General features: G+C 69.0%; 12 protein-coding genes and 2 pseudogenes. 8 read left to right on the top strand and 6 right to left on the bottom strand.

Annotated features, from left to right (window positions below):
• Window positions 1-31 precede the first annotated feature (31 nt).
• Window positions 32-166 (bottom strand): annotated as a pseudogene (locus Sri02f_RS43805) (CPCC family cysteine-rich protein); the annotation flags it as partial.
• A gap of 345 nt (window positions 167-511) precedes the next feature.
• On the opposite strand from Sri02f_RS43805, the gene Sri02f_RS01375 reads away from it, so the two are divergent.
• From Sri02f_RS01375 to Sri02f_RS01360, 4 genes are all read left to right on the top strand, one after another.
• Entirely contained in the window at window positions 512-1,336 is an 825-nt protein-coding gene (locus Sri02f_RS01375; RefSeq protein ID WP_108999199.1) for a Mu transposase domain-containing protein, read from the top strand.
• On the top strand, window positions 1,333-2,124 hold the full coding sequence (gene istB / locus Sri02f_RS01370; RefSeq protein ID WP_108999198.1) for an IS21-like element helper ATPase IstB: 792 nt from the start codon (window positions 1,333-1,335) through the stop codon (window positions 2,122-2,124). The genes Sri02f_RS01375 and istB overlap by 4 nt, the downstream gene beginning before the upstream one ends.
• A gap of 76 nt (window positions 2,125-2,200) precedes the next feature.
• Window positions 2,201-2,692 (top strand): DUF4265 domain-containing protein, encoded by a 492-nt coding sequence (locus tag Sri02f_RS01365; RefSeq protein WP_108999197.1) that lies wholly within the window; start codon window positions 2,201-2,203, stop codon window positions 2,690-2,692.
• 146 nt (window positions 2,693-2,838) lie between these two features.
• Entirely contained in the window at window positions 2,839-3,456 is a 618-nt protein-coding gene (locus Sri02f_RS01360) for a TetR/AcrR family transcriptional regulator (RefSeq protein ID WP_108999196.1), read from the top strand.
• A 295-nt stretch (window positions 3,457-3,751) separates the two neighbouring features.
• On the opposite strand, the gene Sri02f_RS01355 is transcribed toward Sri02f_RS01360, so the two are convergent.
• Entirely contained in the window at window positions 3,752-4,294 is a 543-nt protein-coding gene (locus tag Sri02f_RS01355; protein WP_108999195.1) for a hypothetical protein, read from the bottom strand.
• Between the two features lie 382 nt (window positions 4,295-4,676).
• Here Sri02f_RS01355 and Sri02f_RS01350 point away from each other — a divergent pair, with 382 nt between their 5' ends.
• The 3 genes from Sri02f_RS01350 to Sri02f_RS01335 all read left to right on the top strand — a co-directional run bounded on the left by Sri02f_RS01350 (window position 4,677) and on the right by Sri02f_RS01335 (window position 12,408).
• Entirely contained in the window at window positions 4,677-5,882 is a 1,206-nt protein-coding gene (locus Sri02f_RS01350; protein ID WP_108999194.1) for an alpha/beta hydrolase family protein, read from the top strand.
• A 1,413-nt stretch (window positions 5,883-7,295) separates the two neighbouring features.
• Window positions 7,296-10,904: a glycoside hydrolase family 3 C-terminal domain-containing protein gene (locus Sri02f_RS01340; RefSeq protein WP_218029822.1), complete on the top strand. Its 3,609-nt coding sequence runs from the start codon at window positions 7,296-7,298 to the stop codon at window positions 10,902-10,904.
• A gap of 154 nt (window positions 10,905-11,058) precedes the next feature.
• The gene (locus Sri02f_RS01335; RefSeq protein WP_108999191.1) at window positions 11,059-12,408 is read left to right on the top strand and encodes an extracellular catalytic domain type 1 short-chain-length polyhydroxyalkanoate depolymerase; all 1,350 of its coding nucleotides are present in this window, start codon (window positions 11,059-11,061) and stop codon (window positions 12,406-12,408) included.
• A gap of 130 nt (window positions 12,409-12,538) precedes the next feature.
• Here the strand turns inward: Sri02f_RS01335 and Sri02f_RS42465 are convergent.
• The 3 genes and pseudogenes from Sri02f_RS42465 to Sri02f_RS01320 form a co-directional block, all read right to left on the bottom strand.
• Window positions 12,539-12,698, bottom strand: a pseudogene (locus tag Sri02f_RS42465) (metal ABC transporter permease); the annotation flags it as partial.
• A 154-nt stretch (window positions 12,699-12,852) separates the two neighbouring features.
• Window positions 12,853-13,599 carry a TIGR03943 family putative permease subunit gene (locus Sri02f_RS01325; RefSeq protein WP_108999190.1) on the bottom strand — a complete coding sequence of 249 codons (747 nt, stop codon included), beginning with the start codon at window positions 13,597-13,599 and terminating at the stop codon, window positions 12,853-12,855.
• Window positions 13,596-14,633 carry a permease gene (locus Sri02f_RS01320; protein WP_245970287.1) on the bottom strand — a complete coding sequence of 346 codons (1,038 nt, stop codon included), beginning with the start codon at window positions 14,631-14,633 and terminating at the stop codon, window positions 13,596-13,598. The genes Sri02f_RS01325 and Sri02f_RS01320 overlap by 4 nt, the downstream gene beginning before the upstream one ends.
• Window positions 14,634-14,794: 161 nt before the next feature.
• Between Sri02f_RS01320 and Sri02f_RS01315 the strand changes: the two genes are divergently transcribed.
• A complete protein-coding gene (locus tag Sri02f_RS01315; RefSeq protein ID WP_174855562.1) occupies window positions 14,795-15,073 on the top strand; it encodes a hypothetical protein in 279 nt (92 codons plus the stop codon).
• Window positions 15,074-15,394: 321 nt separating this feature from the next.
• On the opposite strand, the gene Sri02f_RS01310 is transcribed toward Sri02f_RS01315, so the two are convergent.
• Window positions 15,395-15,826, bottom strand: coding sequence for a nuclear transport factor 2 family protein (locus tag Sri02f_RS01310; protein WP_159106641.1), 432 nt, complete (start codon window positions 15,824-15,826; stop codon window positions 15,395-15,397).
• Window positions 15,827-16,081 lie beyond the last annotated feature (255 nt).

The following is a 16,081-nucleotide window of genomic DNA, read 5'->3' as shown; positions in this document are numbered from 1 at the left end:
CCATGGACCGTTCGTCGCATGCTCCATAGTCCTGGAAGTTCTGCTGGGCTTCCATCAGCGAGGGCCGGTTGGCGCCACCTGAGTAATCTGGCCAGCGCAGCTGGATCACGTCGTCCTCCCAGAAGCAGACTGGGCAGATCTGATACGAGCCGGGCGGGTCGTCCATCGTCAGGCGACCGCAACACACGCAGGGGTACTTCAGGATCACGTCCGACATCCTGCCGGATACCCACGTGAAGCCCCAGCGAGTTTCCTGGGCTTGACATCGAGACCCGCATATTAGAGGGGTGCCGGCCGGGCAGGTCCGGTACGACAACCTCACCCCGGCCGTGAAGAAGGTGGTCTTCCGCAGCGCTCGCGGGAGGAGAACCCACGCTGGACCAGCTTCCATGAGTACTACGGATTCATCCCGTTCTACTGTGAGCCGGGACTGCGTGGCGCCCACGAGAAGGGCGGTGTCAAGGGCCAGGTCGGCTACTTCCGCCGCAACTACCTCACCCCGGTGCCCCAGGTGGACAGCCTGGATGAACTCAACGCCCGGTTGGCCGAGTTCGAGGCGAAGGAGGACGAGCGGCGGATCGGTGCCAGGATGCGGACAATCGCCCAGGACTTCGCCCGTGAGGCCGGTCACCTGCTGCCGCTGCCGGACGATCCGTTCGCCACCGGCATCACCCTCACACCCCGCGTCGACCGCTACGGCATGGTCACCGTGAAGATGTGCCGGTACTCGGTCCCGGTCCGCTTCATCGACCGCAAGGTCACCGTGACTCTCACCTGCGACGACCTGACCGTCTATGACGGTCGGCGGGAGATCGCCCACCATCGGCGGCTGACCGGCCGCGGCGCCGAACACCTCGTCCTGGACCACTACTTGGAAGCCCTGCTGACCAAGCCGGGAGCACTGGAACGCTCCGAGGCCCTCCACCAGGCCCGCGCCGAGGGCACCTTCACGGCCGTCCACGAAGCCTTCTGGGCCGCGGCCAAGAAGAACCTTGGCGACATCGAAGGAACGAAAGTCCTGGTCAAAGTGCTGTTGCTGCACCGCCACCAGCAGCACGCCGACGTGGTGACCGGGATCCGCACGGCCCTCGCGGCGGGCACTTTCAACGAGGACGTCATCGCCCTGGAAGCACGCAAGGCGGTCCAGGCAGCCGGGCGGGCACCGACCGTCACCGCCAGCGCCCCCGCCCCGGAACCATTGGATCTGGCCCCGGCCCCGGTCACACCCCTGACACCATGCCGTCTCGCCCCCGCTCTGCCCTCCGATCAGCGTCCCTTGCCCCGCCTGGAGCAGTGGGACGAGCTGTTGCGGCTTCGACGGAAGGACTCATCATGACCACCGCCCATCACGCCCTGACCGCACAGGCATCCGACGCGGCGATCGACACCGCCTGCCGGCTGCTGCGTCTGCCCACCATGCGAGCCCAGGCCGCCGACACGATCGCCCGGGCTGAAGGCGAGGGCCTGTCCTATGCCGGATTCCTCGCCGAACTACTGATGGCCGAATGCGAGGACCGGGACCGGCGCCGGGCCGAACGCCGCATCCGGGCAGCTCACTTTCCCCGCGAGAAGTCACTGCGGGAGTTCGACTACCGCGTCGATCCCAACGTCGATCCGGCAGTGATCCACAATCTCGCCACCTGCGAGTGGATCGCAAAGGGCTACCCACTGTGTCTCATCGGAGACTCGGGCACGGGCAAGTCGCACCTGTTGATCGCGCTGGGCACCGCTGCAGCGATGGCCGGCTATCGGGTCCGCTACACCACCGCGGCAGCCTTGGTGAACGAGCTGGTCGAGGCGGCAGACGACAAGCAGCTGGGCAAGACCATCGCCCGCTACGGACGCGTCGACCTCCTCGAAATCGACGAGCTCGACTACCTCGAACTCGACCGCCGGGGCGCGGAAATGCTCTTCCAGGTTCTCACTGAGCGTGAGGAGAAAAGCAGTATCGCGATCGCCTCCAACGAGGCTTTCACCGGCTGGAGCAGGACATTCACCGATCCACGGCTCTGCGCGGCGATCGTGGACCGGCTCACTTTCAACGCCACCCTGATCGAGACCGGCACCGAGTCCTACCGCCTGGCTCGCTCCAAAGCCCTGGCGGAGCAGAAGGGCCGACAGTAGAGGAGCACCCGATCACCTTCGCCGGCTGACGCCATGGGACGATCTTCGCCGAGCTGAGCGGACAGAGGGGGCGGAGATGCAGTACATCGTGCACGAAAACCCGGTCGGTCGGGCCGAGAGCAACTACATCGCCCAGGCCGATCTGGCGCCCTTCGACCTCGACGGGCAGATCGAGCAGCTGTGGCTCCTGCCCGAAGAGGACGGCACATACGCGGTGGCCTGCATCCCCTTCATGACCTACGGCCTCGCTCTCGGAGACCGGGTCCGTCTGTCACCGGCGTCACGCGTGGTCGACGTTGCCCAAACGAGCGGACACCGCGTCCTGCGCACCCTGCTCAGGCCGAACACGGACGCTGAACGACTTGGCCGCAGCATCAGCCTCATCAAGAACTCGATCAAGGAATCCGGGCTGCTCAGCGAATGGCACGGGGAGCGCTTCGTCGCCATCGACGTCCCTCCCGGGGCCGACATGAGCCCGTTGTTCGCCCTGCTGCAACGGGAAGTCGCCGAGGCCGGCGCCTTCTGGGAATGGGCCGACGCCATGCCGTTCTCAGCCACGCGGAGCTGACCGCCCCGCGGCTGGTCCCAGCGCAAGCCAATTCCCGGGGCCACTTCAGGACGTCGGGAAGCTACAGATCCTTCACCAACTGGGGCCGCTCGAAGCCAACATGCCGGAGCCGCTGAACGACGTCACAGCCAGCCCGGCGCAACCGGCTGCGCATCCTCTCGGCTGCCCGCGTGGTTTTCGCCGAGCACGGCATCGACGCGCCCATGGCGACCGTGGCCCGGCGGGCGGGGGTCGGCGTGGCGACGCTGTACCGGCGTTTCCCGACGCGGGACGCCCTGGTGCGGGCCACGTTCGCGCACCAGACGGACACCTGTGCTCAGGCGCTCACCGAGGCGCTGGCCGAACCCGATCCGTGGCAGGGCTTCCAGCGGCTGGTCGAGACGGTCTGCGAACTACAACGGGAGGAACGGGGCTTCCCGGCCGCGTTCGTCGCGGCCTTTCCGGACACCACGCGAGAACACACGCGAGTATGTGAGCAGGCCGAGCGGGACTTCATGGCCCTGGTCCGCAGGGCTCAGGCGGCGGGCGCGCTGCGGGCCGACTTCCACCCCTCCGACCTTGCCGTAGCCCTGTTGTCCCACTGCGGTCTGGTCACCGCACTGCCGGGTGACCGTGCGGCGTCCCGGCGTCTGGTGGCCTACTTGCTCCAGTCGTTCCGCGCCGAGGCGGCCCACGGAGCGCTGCCGGCGCCGAGCGCACTGTTGCTGCGCAGTCTTCCGCTCGCGGCCGACGGCTCCCAGGGACAGCAACCCTCCAGAGCCTGATACGCCGAAGTCGGACCAGTGGCTTTGTGCGGCGGTGAAGTTGGATAGCCGCAGGTCGAGGGGGCCAGCCAGCATCGCCTCGACCAGGTTGGCGCGGCACCGGTCAACGACGGGCTGGCGTAACCGAAACCGGCAACCCCTCCACCCACACTCGGGATTTCGGCGCCGTTCCTCTGCTTCCGCGAGTTACCAACGTTTTCCCCGCGGGTCTCTACTGGCCATGAGTACAAGATCGCTGCTGGACCGGCCTTCGCGGTCGGGCCCCCGCGTCGTGGAGCCCGGCGGCGAAGAAGGGTCAGGGGTTGTGCGAGCGGGTCATCGGGAGCTGCAGGAGCTGGGCGACGACCTTGCTCGGCTCGCCGACCGGGGCGAACTCCACGGGCTGCTGGAGCTGGTAGATGGAGCCCTGCGGTGGGAAGACGGTGAGGCTGTCGTTCAGGGTGGTCATGGTCTTGGTGTTGGACAGGACCAGCGGGGTGCCGCCGCCCGGGGGCTTCTCGATAGTGAGGGTGAAGTCGTGGAACAGGGTGTTCTTGAACTTCGGGGGCATGTTGCCGAGGACTTCGAGCAGGCTGAGCGGGGTGGCGTCGGTGTCGGCCTGCGAGAGGGTCACGCGCCCGAGGGCCGGGTGGTCGGCGCTGTACTCCTCGCCGATGATCTTCAGCTTCACGCCGCCGAGGCCGCCGACGATGTTGGCCTCGACCCGGACCTTGACGCCGCCCTTGAAGTCCAGGGTGACCAGACCGAGCTCATCGAACTTCATCGGTACGTCGACCGCGTAGCCGGAGCAGGGAATCTCCAGGCCGATCGGGGGGAGCAGACCGCCGATGGACACCATCAGAACGCCTCCACATGGCAGGGCAGCCCGCGCGAAGCGACGCGGAGATGCCGTCTGTAGCTGACGTGCTGGAGGCTACTGATCACCGGGCGGCTGAACGGGATGCCCGGGCCGTACGGGCCCCGTAATGATGAATCGGCGCCGGCCGCCGCGCGTCCCCTGGGGTACGAGTCGTGGCTGGAGCGTCCGGTTGATCCTGCTGGACCGCGAGCTCGAGGTGATCGGGATGGCCTCACAACCGGATGACACCGCCGTCCGCATCCGCCCCGGGGTGTAAACCCGTGGGCCGATGCTGCGCGGGAGGGGCACGTGACAGCGTTCCCCTGTGCCCACGGATCAGCCGTAGCGGCATGGTTGACGATCCGTCACTACGGGAGGGTCCATGACCACCACGCCGTTCATCAGCCGGAAGGGCATGACGCGCCGGAGCGTGCTGGGAGCCGCGCTGGCCGCTGTGCCGTTTGCCGCCGTTTCCGGCCCCGCGGGGGCCGACCCGGCCGCTCCCGCCGTGACGCGACTGATGCTGCCCGTGCCGACCGGGCCGCACCCGGTGGGCACGGTCCAGCTGCACCTCGTCGACCGGTCGCGTCCGGACGACATCGCGGGCCCCGGGCACTTCCGCGAGCTGATGGCCACCGTCTGGTACCCCGCCCGGGACGTCCAGCGGTACCCGGTGGCGCCCTGGATGCCAGCCGGAGCCCTTCAGGCGTTCCTCACCGACGTCGGTTTCAGCGATCTGGCCCCTCTGGGGCCGGTCACTGCCGGCCACGTGGGCGCTCCGGTGCGGCGATCAAGCCAACGGCTGCCCGTCGTCGTGTTCTCGCACGGCGCGCACAGCCACCAGGGCGACCACACCGTCATGGTCCAAGAGCTCGCCAGCCACGGATACGCGGCTGTGACGGTGGCTCACCAGTACGACACGTACACCGAGTTCCCCGACGGTCGGATCGCCGTCCCGCTCTACGGCAGGCAGGCGCCGACGCTGCCCGGGGACTTCGCTGCTGACTTGCGCTTCGTCCTCGACTGCGTCGAGCAGCTCGCCGCCGGATGCAATCCCGACGTCGACCACAAGGAGCTGCCGGCCGGGCTGCCGGGCTCCCTCGACCCGCAGCGTATGGGTGCGTTCGGCTGGTCGAAGGGCGGGACGGCCACAGCCTGCGCCACGCTCGCGGACGAGCGCATCCGGGCCGGGCTGAGCCTCGACGGCCCGATGCAGATGAACCCGCCACTGGCCGGCGACTTGGACCGGCCGTTCATGATGATGTCCGCCCGGTATACCCGGGCCACGGATCCCGAGGCCGTCGCATTCTGGTCGCACCTGCGGGGCTGGAGGCTGAACATTCAGGTTCAGGGAGCCGTCCACGTCTCGTACGGCGACAACGAGGCGCTGTTCCCGCAGGTGGCGAAGGTGCGCGGATGGAGCGGGCAGCAGCTCCAGGACGTGATCGGCACCCTCGATCCCGACCAGGCGGTGAAGATCCAGCAGGCATACCCGCTCGCGTTCTTCGACGAGCACCTGCGCCACCGTCGGGGGCACCTGCTCGACGGGCCGTCCCCGGTCTTCCCGGCAGTGACGTTCCTCCCCTGAGTGCCGCAGTGGCGAGTTCTCTCACAGGTTCTTGAGGAGCGCGACGACTGGGCCGAGTTCCACCCGAACCGCCTCGGATTCGGCGCGCCGTGGGCCGGCTCGTACGACACGTTAGGGAACCCGCAGTCGAGATCGTTTGGCAGACAGTCACGGTCACCTGTCACAGGACAGCGGACGCCCTTCCTGATCCGCGCCACCGCACGGCCGTGTGGCTGAACAGTGGGTCCTTCCTCGTGCAGTGGACGGCTGGTCGAGTTCTGGGCGAACGAAGCCGAGTGTCAGGAGTCGCTGGGCTTCCACTCCGTACGAGATGAGGCGTCCGTTCCACAGGACACGACCAGCGACGAGGTCGCCGCGCACCACGCCCGGCCACGTCCGGCCCTGGCCACTTGTGCGGGTTCCGGAGATCCTTATGGCTCGCCCGGAGCGTCCTCGTGCCCCGCGCCGCCACCGGCCGCCTGCCCTTCGGTACAGGAGCCGGCGACGCGGGCGCGTACCGCGTCATGTCCGCCGACCCACCCAAGCCTGGTCCATGCACACCTCTTGAGGATGCGCCGGTGTATGTGACACGCTCATGACGACTGGGTGTCGGCCAATGTGTCGACCTCATGTCATGCACTCGCACTACCCCCACCGTGGATGTGAGCGCTTACTCGAGCAGCCGGCGATCGCATTCCCCCCTTTCAGGAGTGCCTCCTTGCAGCCAGGAATGGCCCGCGCCGCCCCCCCAGAGCGACCCAGTAGCCAGTGAAATCCTGACCGTCAGTAGCTGATTGGCATGGGTTGCCGACGCCGGCGGATGGCGAGTCTGGTAGGTCCACCCGTCACAGATGCCGGATCGCCCTGGATGAGTACTACTCATCAATGGACTGGGCGTGATCCGCTCGCGTCTGGGTGAGTCGACCATGATGGCTTTGCCGAGGAGTGAGATATGCCCATCTCCTTCCGAAGTGGGTTGCGACAAGGTCGAGGGCGGAGCTGATGCTCCTACCGACGCCGGCTGACGGCTGTGTTCGGAGAGACGGCAGCGGCCGGCGGTTCTGCGGTGGCCCCGCCCCACCGTCCACCGGCCCGATTCGGACGCGCCCGTCGCCACCGCGTCGCTGCCCTACGCCGTCCACGCCTGCGGCCGGCCGTGCCTCGCGGCCCACTCGACCACGAGGGCGCCGTTCGCGTCGTACAGCGAGCCCGCTGCGCCGGATCCGGCGCGCATCCCACCACGCCGTTGTCGCCGGGCTACCCGTCTGACATCACCGCAGCCGGCTGTCGCCGAGCCGGGCGGCGAACCGGGCAATGTCGCTCGCAGCCGCGCGGCGTAGGCCCCCTGACACCCCGCGCGGCTGCCCCTATCTCCAACGATGCGCAAGGAGGCCCGTGATGCCTGGAACCACCACACCTTTGTTACGCGCGGCCGTGGCAGCAGTCTGCTCTTTCGGCCTGCTCGCTACGGTCGGCACCACGGCTCATGCCGGTCCGCAGTCCGCGGTGCGGGCGTCGCCGCCCATCTACCTCGACACCTCCTACTCCTTCCCGGAGCGGGCCGCGGACCTCGTTTCACGGATGTCCCCGGACGAGAAGGTCCTGCAACTGCGCACCAACAGCGCGCCGGCCATCCCGCGGCTGGGCGTACAGCAGTACACGTACTGGAGCGAGGGGCAGCACGGCATCAACACGCTGTTCGCCAACACCAACCCGGGCTCCGTGACCGGCGGTGTGCACGCCACCAGCTTCCCCACCAACCTCGCCGCGTCCATGTCATGGGACAAGGACCTGATGTACGAGGAGACGACGGCGATCTCCGACGAGGCCCGAGGCCTGCTGGACAAGTCGCTGTGGGGAACCGGGCAGAACAACCTCGGGCCCTCGCGGGACGACTACGGGATGCTCACCTACTGGGCGCCGACGGTCAACCTCGACCGTGACCCGCGGTGGGGCCGCACCGATGAGGCGTTCGGCGAGGACCCGTACTTCACCGGGCAGATGGCGGGCGCGTTCGTCAACGGCTACCAGGGCCAGCATCCAGACGGCACCCCGCGGAGCAAGTACCTGAAGGTGGCCGCGACGGCGAAGCACTACGCGCTCAACAACGTCGAGCAGGACCGCACCGGCATCAGTTCGAACGTCTCCGACGACGACCTGTTCGACTACTACACCGCCCAGTTCAAGAGCCTCATCGAGAAGTCGCAGGTCGCGGGCCTGATGACGTCCTACAACGCGATCAACGGCACACCGTCGGCGGCCAACACGTACACCACCAACCAGATCGCGCAGCGCACGTACGGCTTCGGCGGGTACATCACCTCCGACTGCGGCGCGGTCGGTACCACGTACCAGTCCTTCCCTGCCGGCCACGACTGGGCACCACCCGGCTGGACCACCGACCACAAGGGCGCGAACGCGACGTGGACCAGCACCGCCACGGGCCGGAAGGTGTCCGGAGCAGCGGGCGGCCAGGCCTACGCACTGCGCGCGGGCACCCACGTCAACTGCACGGGTGCGGAGGCCACCTCACCCAATCTGGAGCAGGCGATCGAGGCCGGCGTCCTCAGCGAAGGCGTCATCGACAACGCGCTGACGCACCTGTTCACCGTCCGGATGCGGACCGGTGAGTTCGACCCCGTGAACCAGCAGGAATACACGAAGATCACCAAGGACGTCATCGAGTCACCGGCCCACCAGGCCCTGGCACGGACTGTCGCCGACAACGCGCTCGTCCTCCTGCAGAACGACGAGGCCGCCGGCGCCGGCAGGCCGCTGCTGCCGGCCGACCCGGCCAGGCTGGACAAGGTCGTCATCGTCGGCGACCAGGCCGGGAAGGTCACCCTCGGCGGCTATTCGGGCGATCCCACCAAGAAGGTGGACGCGGTTCAGGGCATCACGGCCCAGGTGAAGGCGGCAAACCCGCACGCGCAGGTCGTCCACGACGCGGCCGGCACCTCCAGCACCGCGACCGGCGCGGCGACGCTGAGTGCCGAGACCCGGGCGGCCATCAAGAGCGCCGACCTGGTGGTCGTCGCGGTCGGCACCGACGATGCCACCGCGGGCGAGGGCAAGGACCGCGGCGGGCTGGCCCTGCCGGGCAACTACGGCAGCCTGATCGATCAGGTCACCGCCCTGGGCAACCCCAGGACGGTGCTGGACATCCAGTCCGGCGGGCCCGTCGCCATCGAGCCCTACCGCGCCAAGGTGGCCTCGATCGTCTTCGCCGGCTACAACGGCCAAAGCCAGGGTGACGCCCTCGCCGACGTCCTGTTCGGCAAGCAGAACCCCGCCGGGCACCTCAACTTCACCTGGTACAAGGACGACTCGCAGCTGCCCGCCCTCTCCGACTACGACCTCGCGCCCGGCGGGACCGGCGGTCTGGGCCGCACCTACCAGTACTTCACGGGTGCGCCGACCTACCCCTTCGGCTACGGCCTGAGCTACACCACCTTCGCCTACTCCCACGTCCGCGCCGACCGCTCCTCCGTGAACGCCGACGGGACGGTGACCGTCCGCTTCGACGTCACCAACACCGGCGCCGTGCCCGGAACCACCGTCGCCCAGCTCTACGCGGGCACCGGCTTCATGCTCAAGGACCGCGAACTGCCGAAGAAGCGGCTCGTCGGCTTCCAGAAGACCCGGGTTCTCCAGTCCGGCGCCACCCAGCGCATCACCCTGCGCGTCCGGGTGCCCGACCTCGCCTTCCACGACGGCCGGAAGGCCAGGCAGGTCGTCCACGACGGCACGTACCGGTTCGAGGTGGGGCCGGACTCCGCCACCGACGCAGGAACCGCCAGGATCACCGTGCACGGCAGCCTCACCCCGCACGTGAAGCACGTGACGGTACAGCCGGAGGCCGTGGTCTACGGGGCGGGCGACACCATCGACCTCACCGCCCGCAATCGGTGGATCAGGGACGACACAGACCCCACGGCCCAGCCCGGCCGAAACCTCAACGTCATGGCCGACCACATCGTGGAGGCGGTCAACGACGACGGCTCCTTCCTTGACCTGTCCAGGGCCAAGGTCCGCTACACGAGCAGTGATCCCTCCGTCGCCACCGTCAGCCGCACGGGGCTGGTCACCGCGGTGGGTAACGGCGTGGCCACCATCCGCGTGACCGTGCACGGCGTCACCGGCTCCGCGGTGATCCGCGTCCACCACACCCTGGCCCTCGCCGCGGACCCGATCGTCAAGCCCGGCACCCTCGTCATGGCGACCACCACCTACACCAACACCGGCCCGACCGTCCTGCCGAGTGCCTCGGTCACTCTGGACGTGCCCGACGGCTGGCGGGCCACCCCCTCCTCGCCGGCCACCTTCCCGAGCATCCCGGCCGGCGCCTCGGTCAAGACCACCTGGACGGTCACGCCGCCCGCGGGTGTCAGGCCCGGCACCTACGCGCTCGCCGCCTCGGCCCGCTACCAGGGCGCCCGGGCCAGCGACGACGCGGCCGGCCGGCTGCTCGTCCCCTACGCGTCCCTCAGCGACATCACCAAGAACACCGGTGTCAGCGACGACGCCACTCCCGGCGCCGGCGATCTCGACGGCGGCGGTCAGAGCCTGTCCCAACAGGCCCTCGCCGTCCGGGGGATCACCTCCGGCGGCACGGTCACCCACGGCGGGCTGACCTTCACCTGGCCTGTCACCGGCACCGGCAAGCCCGACAACATCGTGGCCGGCGGCCAGACCGTGCCGTTCACCGGAAGCGGCACCAAGCTCGGCTTCGTCGGCACAGCCGACTACGGCAACGCCTCGGGCACCGGCCTGATCACCTACACCGATGGCACCAGCCAGCGCTACACCCTGTCCTTCGCCGACTGGTGGAGCACCAGCCCCGCCGACGGCACCGACATCGTCGCCACGACCGACTACATCAACAGCGGCAGCGGCAAGGTCCAGCAGAAGGTCAACGTGTACGGCGCCACCGTGCCGCTCCAGGCAGGCAAGACCGTGGCCTACCTGACTCTGCCGAACGTCGGCTCCGACGCGGTGTCAGGCCAGGTGGCCATGCACATCTTCGCCACAGCCATCGGTTGACCACCATCCCCGGCGAGTGCCGGTTCGCCACAGCCACCGGCCGACCACCCGTCCCCGGCGGGCACCGCATTCCGCGGCGCCGCCGGCCCTCCCCCGAGGGGCCAGGGTCGGCGTACGACAAGTCCCCACCTATCACCGGAAACGAGGTTCCTCCATGAGACGCACTCTGCGCGCGGTCCTGGCGATGGTGCTACTGCCACTGGTCGCGGCCCTCACGCTCCTGGCGCCCCAACCTGCGGCGGCGGCCAGCCTGACCCGCGTCACCGGCTTCGGGAACAACCCCACCAACCTCAACATGTACGTCTACGCGCCCGACCACGTGGCGTCCAGGCCCGCCCTGCTGGTCCTGGTCCACTACTGCGGGGGATCGGCCGGGGGGATCTTCGGCGGCAACGGGCACGACTACGCCACCGCCGCCGACCGGTACGGCTTCATCATCGTCCTGCCCGAGGCCACCCGTGACGGGCACTGCTTCGACGTCTCGTCACCCGCGGCGCTCAGGCGTGACGGCGGCAGCGACTCCACCGGCATCATGTCGATGGTCGGTTACGCACGCCAGCGCTACAACGTCGACCCGGCCCGCATCGTCGTCAGCGGATTCTCGTCGGGAGCCATGATGACGAATGTGCTGGCCGCCGAATACCCCGATGTCTTCAGTGCCGCCTCAGCGTTCTCCGGAGTGCCGGCGGGCTGCTTCGCCACCGGTGACGGCTCCCAGTGGAACAGTCAGTGCTCCGGCGGCAACATCATCAAATCGGCTCAGCAATGGGGTGACCTGGCCCGTTCCATGTACCCGGGCTACAGCGGCCGCTACCCCCGTATGCAGATGTGGCACGGTACCACCGACACGACCCTCGCCTATCCCAACTTCGGCGAGGAGATCAAGCAGTGGACCAACCTCCACGCGCTGAGCCAGACACCCGCCGCCACCGATCGGCCGCAGTCGTCCTGGACCCGCACCCGCTACGGCGGCACCGGTTCGCAGGCCCCCGTCGAGGGCATCAGCATCGCGGGCACGGGCCACACCCTGCCGCAGCCCGGCATGCTCGCCTACGCCATCACCTTCCTCGGTCTCGACGGCGGCGGCACCACTACTCCGCCGCCCAGCACCTCCGGTGCGCTGCACGCTGTGGGCGCGAGCAAGTGCCTGGACGTGCCGAACGCGTCGACGACGGCAGGTACGCAGATGCAGATCCGGGATTGTCAGGGCGGGGCCGGCCAGCTCTGGACCCTTACCGGGTCCGGGCAGCTGACGGTGACCATCTCGGGGACCACCTTGTGTCTGGACGCCTACAACCACCAGACCACCTCCGGCACCAAGGTGGTGACCTGGCCGTGCAACGGCGGGGCCAACCAGCAGTGGAACCTCAACGCCGAGGGGACCGTCACCGGCGTCCAGTCCGGGCTCTGCCTTGACGTCACCGGCGCCTCCACCGCCAACGGCGCCCCGGTTCAACTGTGGACGTGCAGCGGCGGCACCAACCAGAAGTGGAACCTCAGCTGACTCCACCACTGTCCGGGCCGGCCACGCCCCGGCCCGGACACTGCGGCTGCCGATGGAGCATCCGCCCAGTTCACGACTGGTCCCTTCGACGATCGGGAGGGTGCCGTCGTCGGCTGCCCGGGAAGAGCGGTGGGTCGGCGCTGGCGAAGGTCAGCGGACGCCACGGAGGTGCCGAGCCGCCAGGCCGTCTGCGAGGTGTCGACGGCGACGGTCTGCCCGGTCAGCAGGCAGGACTTGTTCGCCGCGCGGCCCTTGTAGAGGGCGGGGAAGAGCACGCTCTTCGCGCTGCCAGATGCGGTTGAGCCGCAGGTACCCCGCCCCCGCGGGCCAGGGCGTCGTGCCGGCCGTCGGCAGCAGACAAGCTGCGCGACCCGTCCCTGGACGGGGAGGTTTGATCGACGAGAGCGTTTCCTCCGGTGACTTGAGTGTTCCCCTGTCCTCAGGTCAGGAGGGTGTCAGGGGAAGGTCGTCTGTGAAGGAGTTGACGGGTGGGGAGATCTCCTCGATGCGGTGCACGTCCAGGATCACCGCCGCGGACTTCGTGCCGAGCGTGCCCTGCCGGTGCGAGGTTCCGGTGACGGCCACCCAGGTGTCGGCGGGCGGGGCAGCCGTCCCGTGCATACGTACCTTCACCGACTCGGAGTCCGCCGCGCAGCAGGTGAAGATGATCCGGGTCAGGTACCAGTCGCCGCCTTGCGCTGCGGGGGTGACGAAGCCGGTCATCTTGATGCTGCGACCCCTGATCGCCTGCTTCCGGTCCTGCTGAACACGGGCGGTGAAATCCGTGAGAGTCATCGGCACGGGCGAGGCGGCCGGCAGCGGATCGAATTCCTTTTCCTTTTTCACGGCCTTGCCGGCAGCTCGCGAGGCCGTGAAAGCGCCGAGGGCGGGCGGGGCGTAGAGGAGGAGACTGAGCGCGGGCAGGAGCAGCAGCCAGGCGATGCGCGGGGCGATGGAGTGGTCATGGCCGTGCTCGACGTCGTGGCCGTGCGTATGTCCGTTTCCTTTCTCACGCCCTCGGTCCAGTACCGCGCTTGCCATGCCCAGCAGCAGGAGTAGTACGCCGGAGGCGATGAGCTGGGGGCGCAGACCTTCCTTGACGTAGCGCAGATAGAGGTCGCTGAACAGGGCTGCGTGCAGCAGGCCCAGGCCGGACAGGACCAGCAGAAGGATTTGTGCGTGGCGTTTCACAGCAGTGCGCCTCCGATCAGGACGCTGGCGAGTACGGCGACGACGGTCGTCGCGGTGGAGAAGCGCAGTGCGAAGGGGCGTCCGAACGTGCCGGTCTGAAGAGCGATCAGTTTCAGGTCGACCATCGGTCCGACCACCATGAAGGCCAGTCGGGCGGTGGGTGAGAACCCGGTGAGCGAGGCGGCGACGAAGGCGTCGGCCTCCGAGCAGACGGCGAGGACGACAGCGAGCACTGCCAGGAACAGCACCGACAGCCAGGGCGAGCCGGAGACAGCGTCGAGGACGGAACGCGGCACGGTCACGTTGAAGGTGGCCGCGGCCATGGCGCCGACCACCAGGAACCCGCCGGCGTGGAGGAAATCGTGCTGGAAGCCGAGGCGGAACTCCGTCCAGCGGCTGTGGCCCGACTGGTGACCGGTGTGCCGGACGGTGGGGCGCAGCCACGCCTCGCGGCCCAGCCAGAGCCACAGCCAGCCCATCACGGTCGCGGTGGCGAGCGAGGCGAGCAGCCGGGCCGCGACCATGGCGGGACTGCCGGGGAAGGCGACGGCTGTGGCGGTAAGCACGATCGGGTTGATCGCGGGTGCCGAGAGGAGGAAGGCGAAGGCGGCGGCCGGTGGGACCCCGCGTCGGATCAGGCTGTTCGCAACCGGTACGGAGGCGCACTCGCAGCCCGGCAGGACGACGCCGGCCGCGCCGGCCACCGGGACGGCGAGCGCGGGGCGCCGGGGGAGTGCCCTGGTGAACAGATCGGCGGGCACGAAGGCGTTGATGGCCCCGGACAGGGCTGTGCCCAGGAGGAGGAAGGGCAGCGCCTGGACGGTGATGGCCAGACAGATCGTGCGCCAGGCCGCCACGGCGGGGTGGTTCAGCCACGAGATCCCGGTGAACGCCACAACGGCCACCAGGCAGAGAGCCACTGCGATGCCGGTGACGAACGGCCACGACGGGGTGCGGCATTCATCGGCGCCCGCGCGTGGGACCGTCGTAGCGTCCACACCCAGCACGCCGACCGTTTCATCCGTTTTTTGCATGTCTACTCCGGATGTCGGATGTCGCGCCGAAGATAGGCGAGAGACGGTCTTCACGGTGGGCGCACACGCCGCTATGAAGCGAATGACGAGAATCCGGACGAGTCACTCTTTACGGATCCTGTCTTCGACCAGGCCGGAGCATGGTCGATGAAGGGCATGCCATGATCAGGCCCCGTCCCACGACCCACCACGCGCCTTGGCCCGCGCTGCGGACTGCGCTGTTCGCGTCCGACGGGACGATCCTGGGGGGCGGCGCCCACCATCTGGTCGCCGAAGGGCCCCTGCCCTGGCGGCAGAGCGCGACGGCGACGGCAGTGCTCTTCGGCGTCGGCCTCGCCGGTGTCCGACGGCCCCGCTCGCTGGCCACAGTGGCCGCGACGCACCGGCGCCTCGCGCACGACTACGGCCATCGGCCCTGCTGGCCATGTCCGGCCCCATGAGGCCGTCCTCCTTTTTTCCCATCCGGGATCGACCGGAGGATGGGAGCGGCGGGCCGAGTGCGTACTCCCACACGGGCATGGGCATGGGCGCCGCCGGCGTTGACGTGGGTCAGGGCCTGTTAAACCGGTCAAGGCCGACGGCACCATCGTCTTGACGAGACGCCCCAGCCCCCGTGCCGACAGGGCGAGCGCGCCCAGCAGACCGGCTGCGCAGGGCAGCACTGCGGCGGTGAGGGCGAACCCGCCGTGGCGGCGACCGAGGCCGCGTGTCGGGCGAGTGCCCTCCCGGCGAGTCGCCGTTCGCTTCCGGTCTCGCCGTCCTCAGGACCCCGACGGCGGCTGGGGGCCGGGCGGCGGTGCGTAGTAGTACCGGCGGCACGCCCTGACGAGGGTTTGTCCGGACAGCGTGAAAACATCGGCGAAGTCCGTGCCGGCCGGCGTCCTGCCCGCGGCGCCGGGAGCGGAGTGCACCACGCGTCCCAGCGCCACGATCGTCTCACCGTCGGCTATGACGGTGTCCAGTTCATGCCGTCTGAGCGGCGACACCTGCGCCGTGTGGGCCCTGAGCACCGCCTCGCGCCCGCGTCGCGGCGGCGCGCCGGGGTGGTCGAGGGTCACGTCCGTCTCCGTGAGGGACGCGTATCCGTCTATGTCCCCGATGTCGAGGTAGTGGTAGGTGAGCAGTACGTGGTTGACGCCGGCCGCCGTCACCGCTGGATGGGCGGAGGACGTCCGGATCCTGTCGCTTGTCATGAATCGATGGCCGACCTCTCGTGAGCGGTGAACGGACGGGGCGGTGAACCGAAGGAGCGGTGAACGGACGGAGCCGTCCTGACGGGCGCACCGGGCTATCGTCCGACCCCGCGTTAACCCGCCGCTATCGCTGCGGTATCCCGGCCCAGTGATCTCCCGTGTCCACATCGTTGGTCACCGCTGATCACTCGCGTGAGGGATCACCACCGGCCGGCGGGCCGGGCGTCGCCCAGCCTGTGACCAGGGCGTGTTCGG

Origin of the sequence: Streptomyces rishiriensis, assembly GCF_003112535.1 — a bacterium.
GTDB lineage: Bacteria > Actinomycetota > Actinomycetes > Streptomycetales > Streptomycetaceae > Streptomyces > Streptomyces rishiriensis.
This window is presented reverse-complemented; position numbering and strand designations above follow the sequence as displayed.

Bases quoted from the DNA above. Each gene is read 5' to 3' on its own strand.
- istB (WP_108999198.1), top strand. From the start codon at position 1,333: ATGACCACCGCCCATCACGCCCTGACCGCACAGGCATCCGACGCGGCG.
- Sri02f_RS01365 (WP_108999197.1), top strand. From the start codon at position 2,201: ATGCAGTACATCGTGCACGAAAACCCGGTCGGTCGGGCCGAGAGCAAC.
- Sri02f_RS01355 (WP_108999195.1), bottom strand. From the start codon at position 4,294: ATGGTGTCCATCGGCGGTCTGCTCCCCCCGATCGGCCTGGAGATTCCC.
- Sri02f_RS01350 (WP_108999194.1), top strand. From the start codon at position 4,677: ATGACCACCACGCCGTTCATCAGCCGGAAGGGCATGACGCGCCGGAGC.
- Sri02f_RS01335 (WP_108999191.1), top strand. From the start codon at position 11,059: ATGAGACGCACTCTGCGCGCGGTCCTGGCGATGGTGCTACTGCCACTG.
- Sri02f_RS01320 (WP_245970287.1), bottom strand. From the start codon at position 14,633: ATGCAAAAAACGGATGAAACGGTCGGCGTGCTGGGTGTGGACGCTACG.
- Sri02f_RS01315 (WP_174855562.1), top strand. From the start codon at position 14,795: ATGATCAGGCCCCGTCCCACGACCCACCACGCGCCTTGGCCCGCGCTG.
- Sri02f_RS01310 (WP_159106641.1), bottom strand. From the start codon at position 15,826: ATGACAAGCGACAGGATCCGGACGTCCTCCGCCCATCCAGCGGTGACG.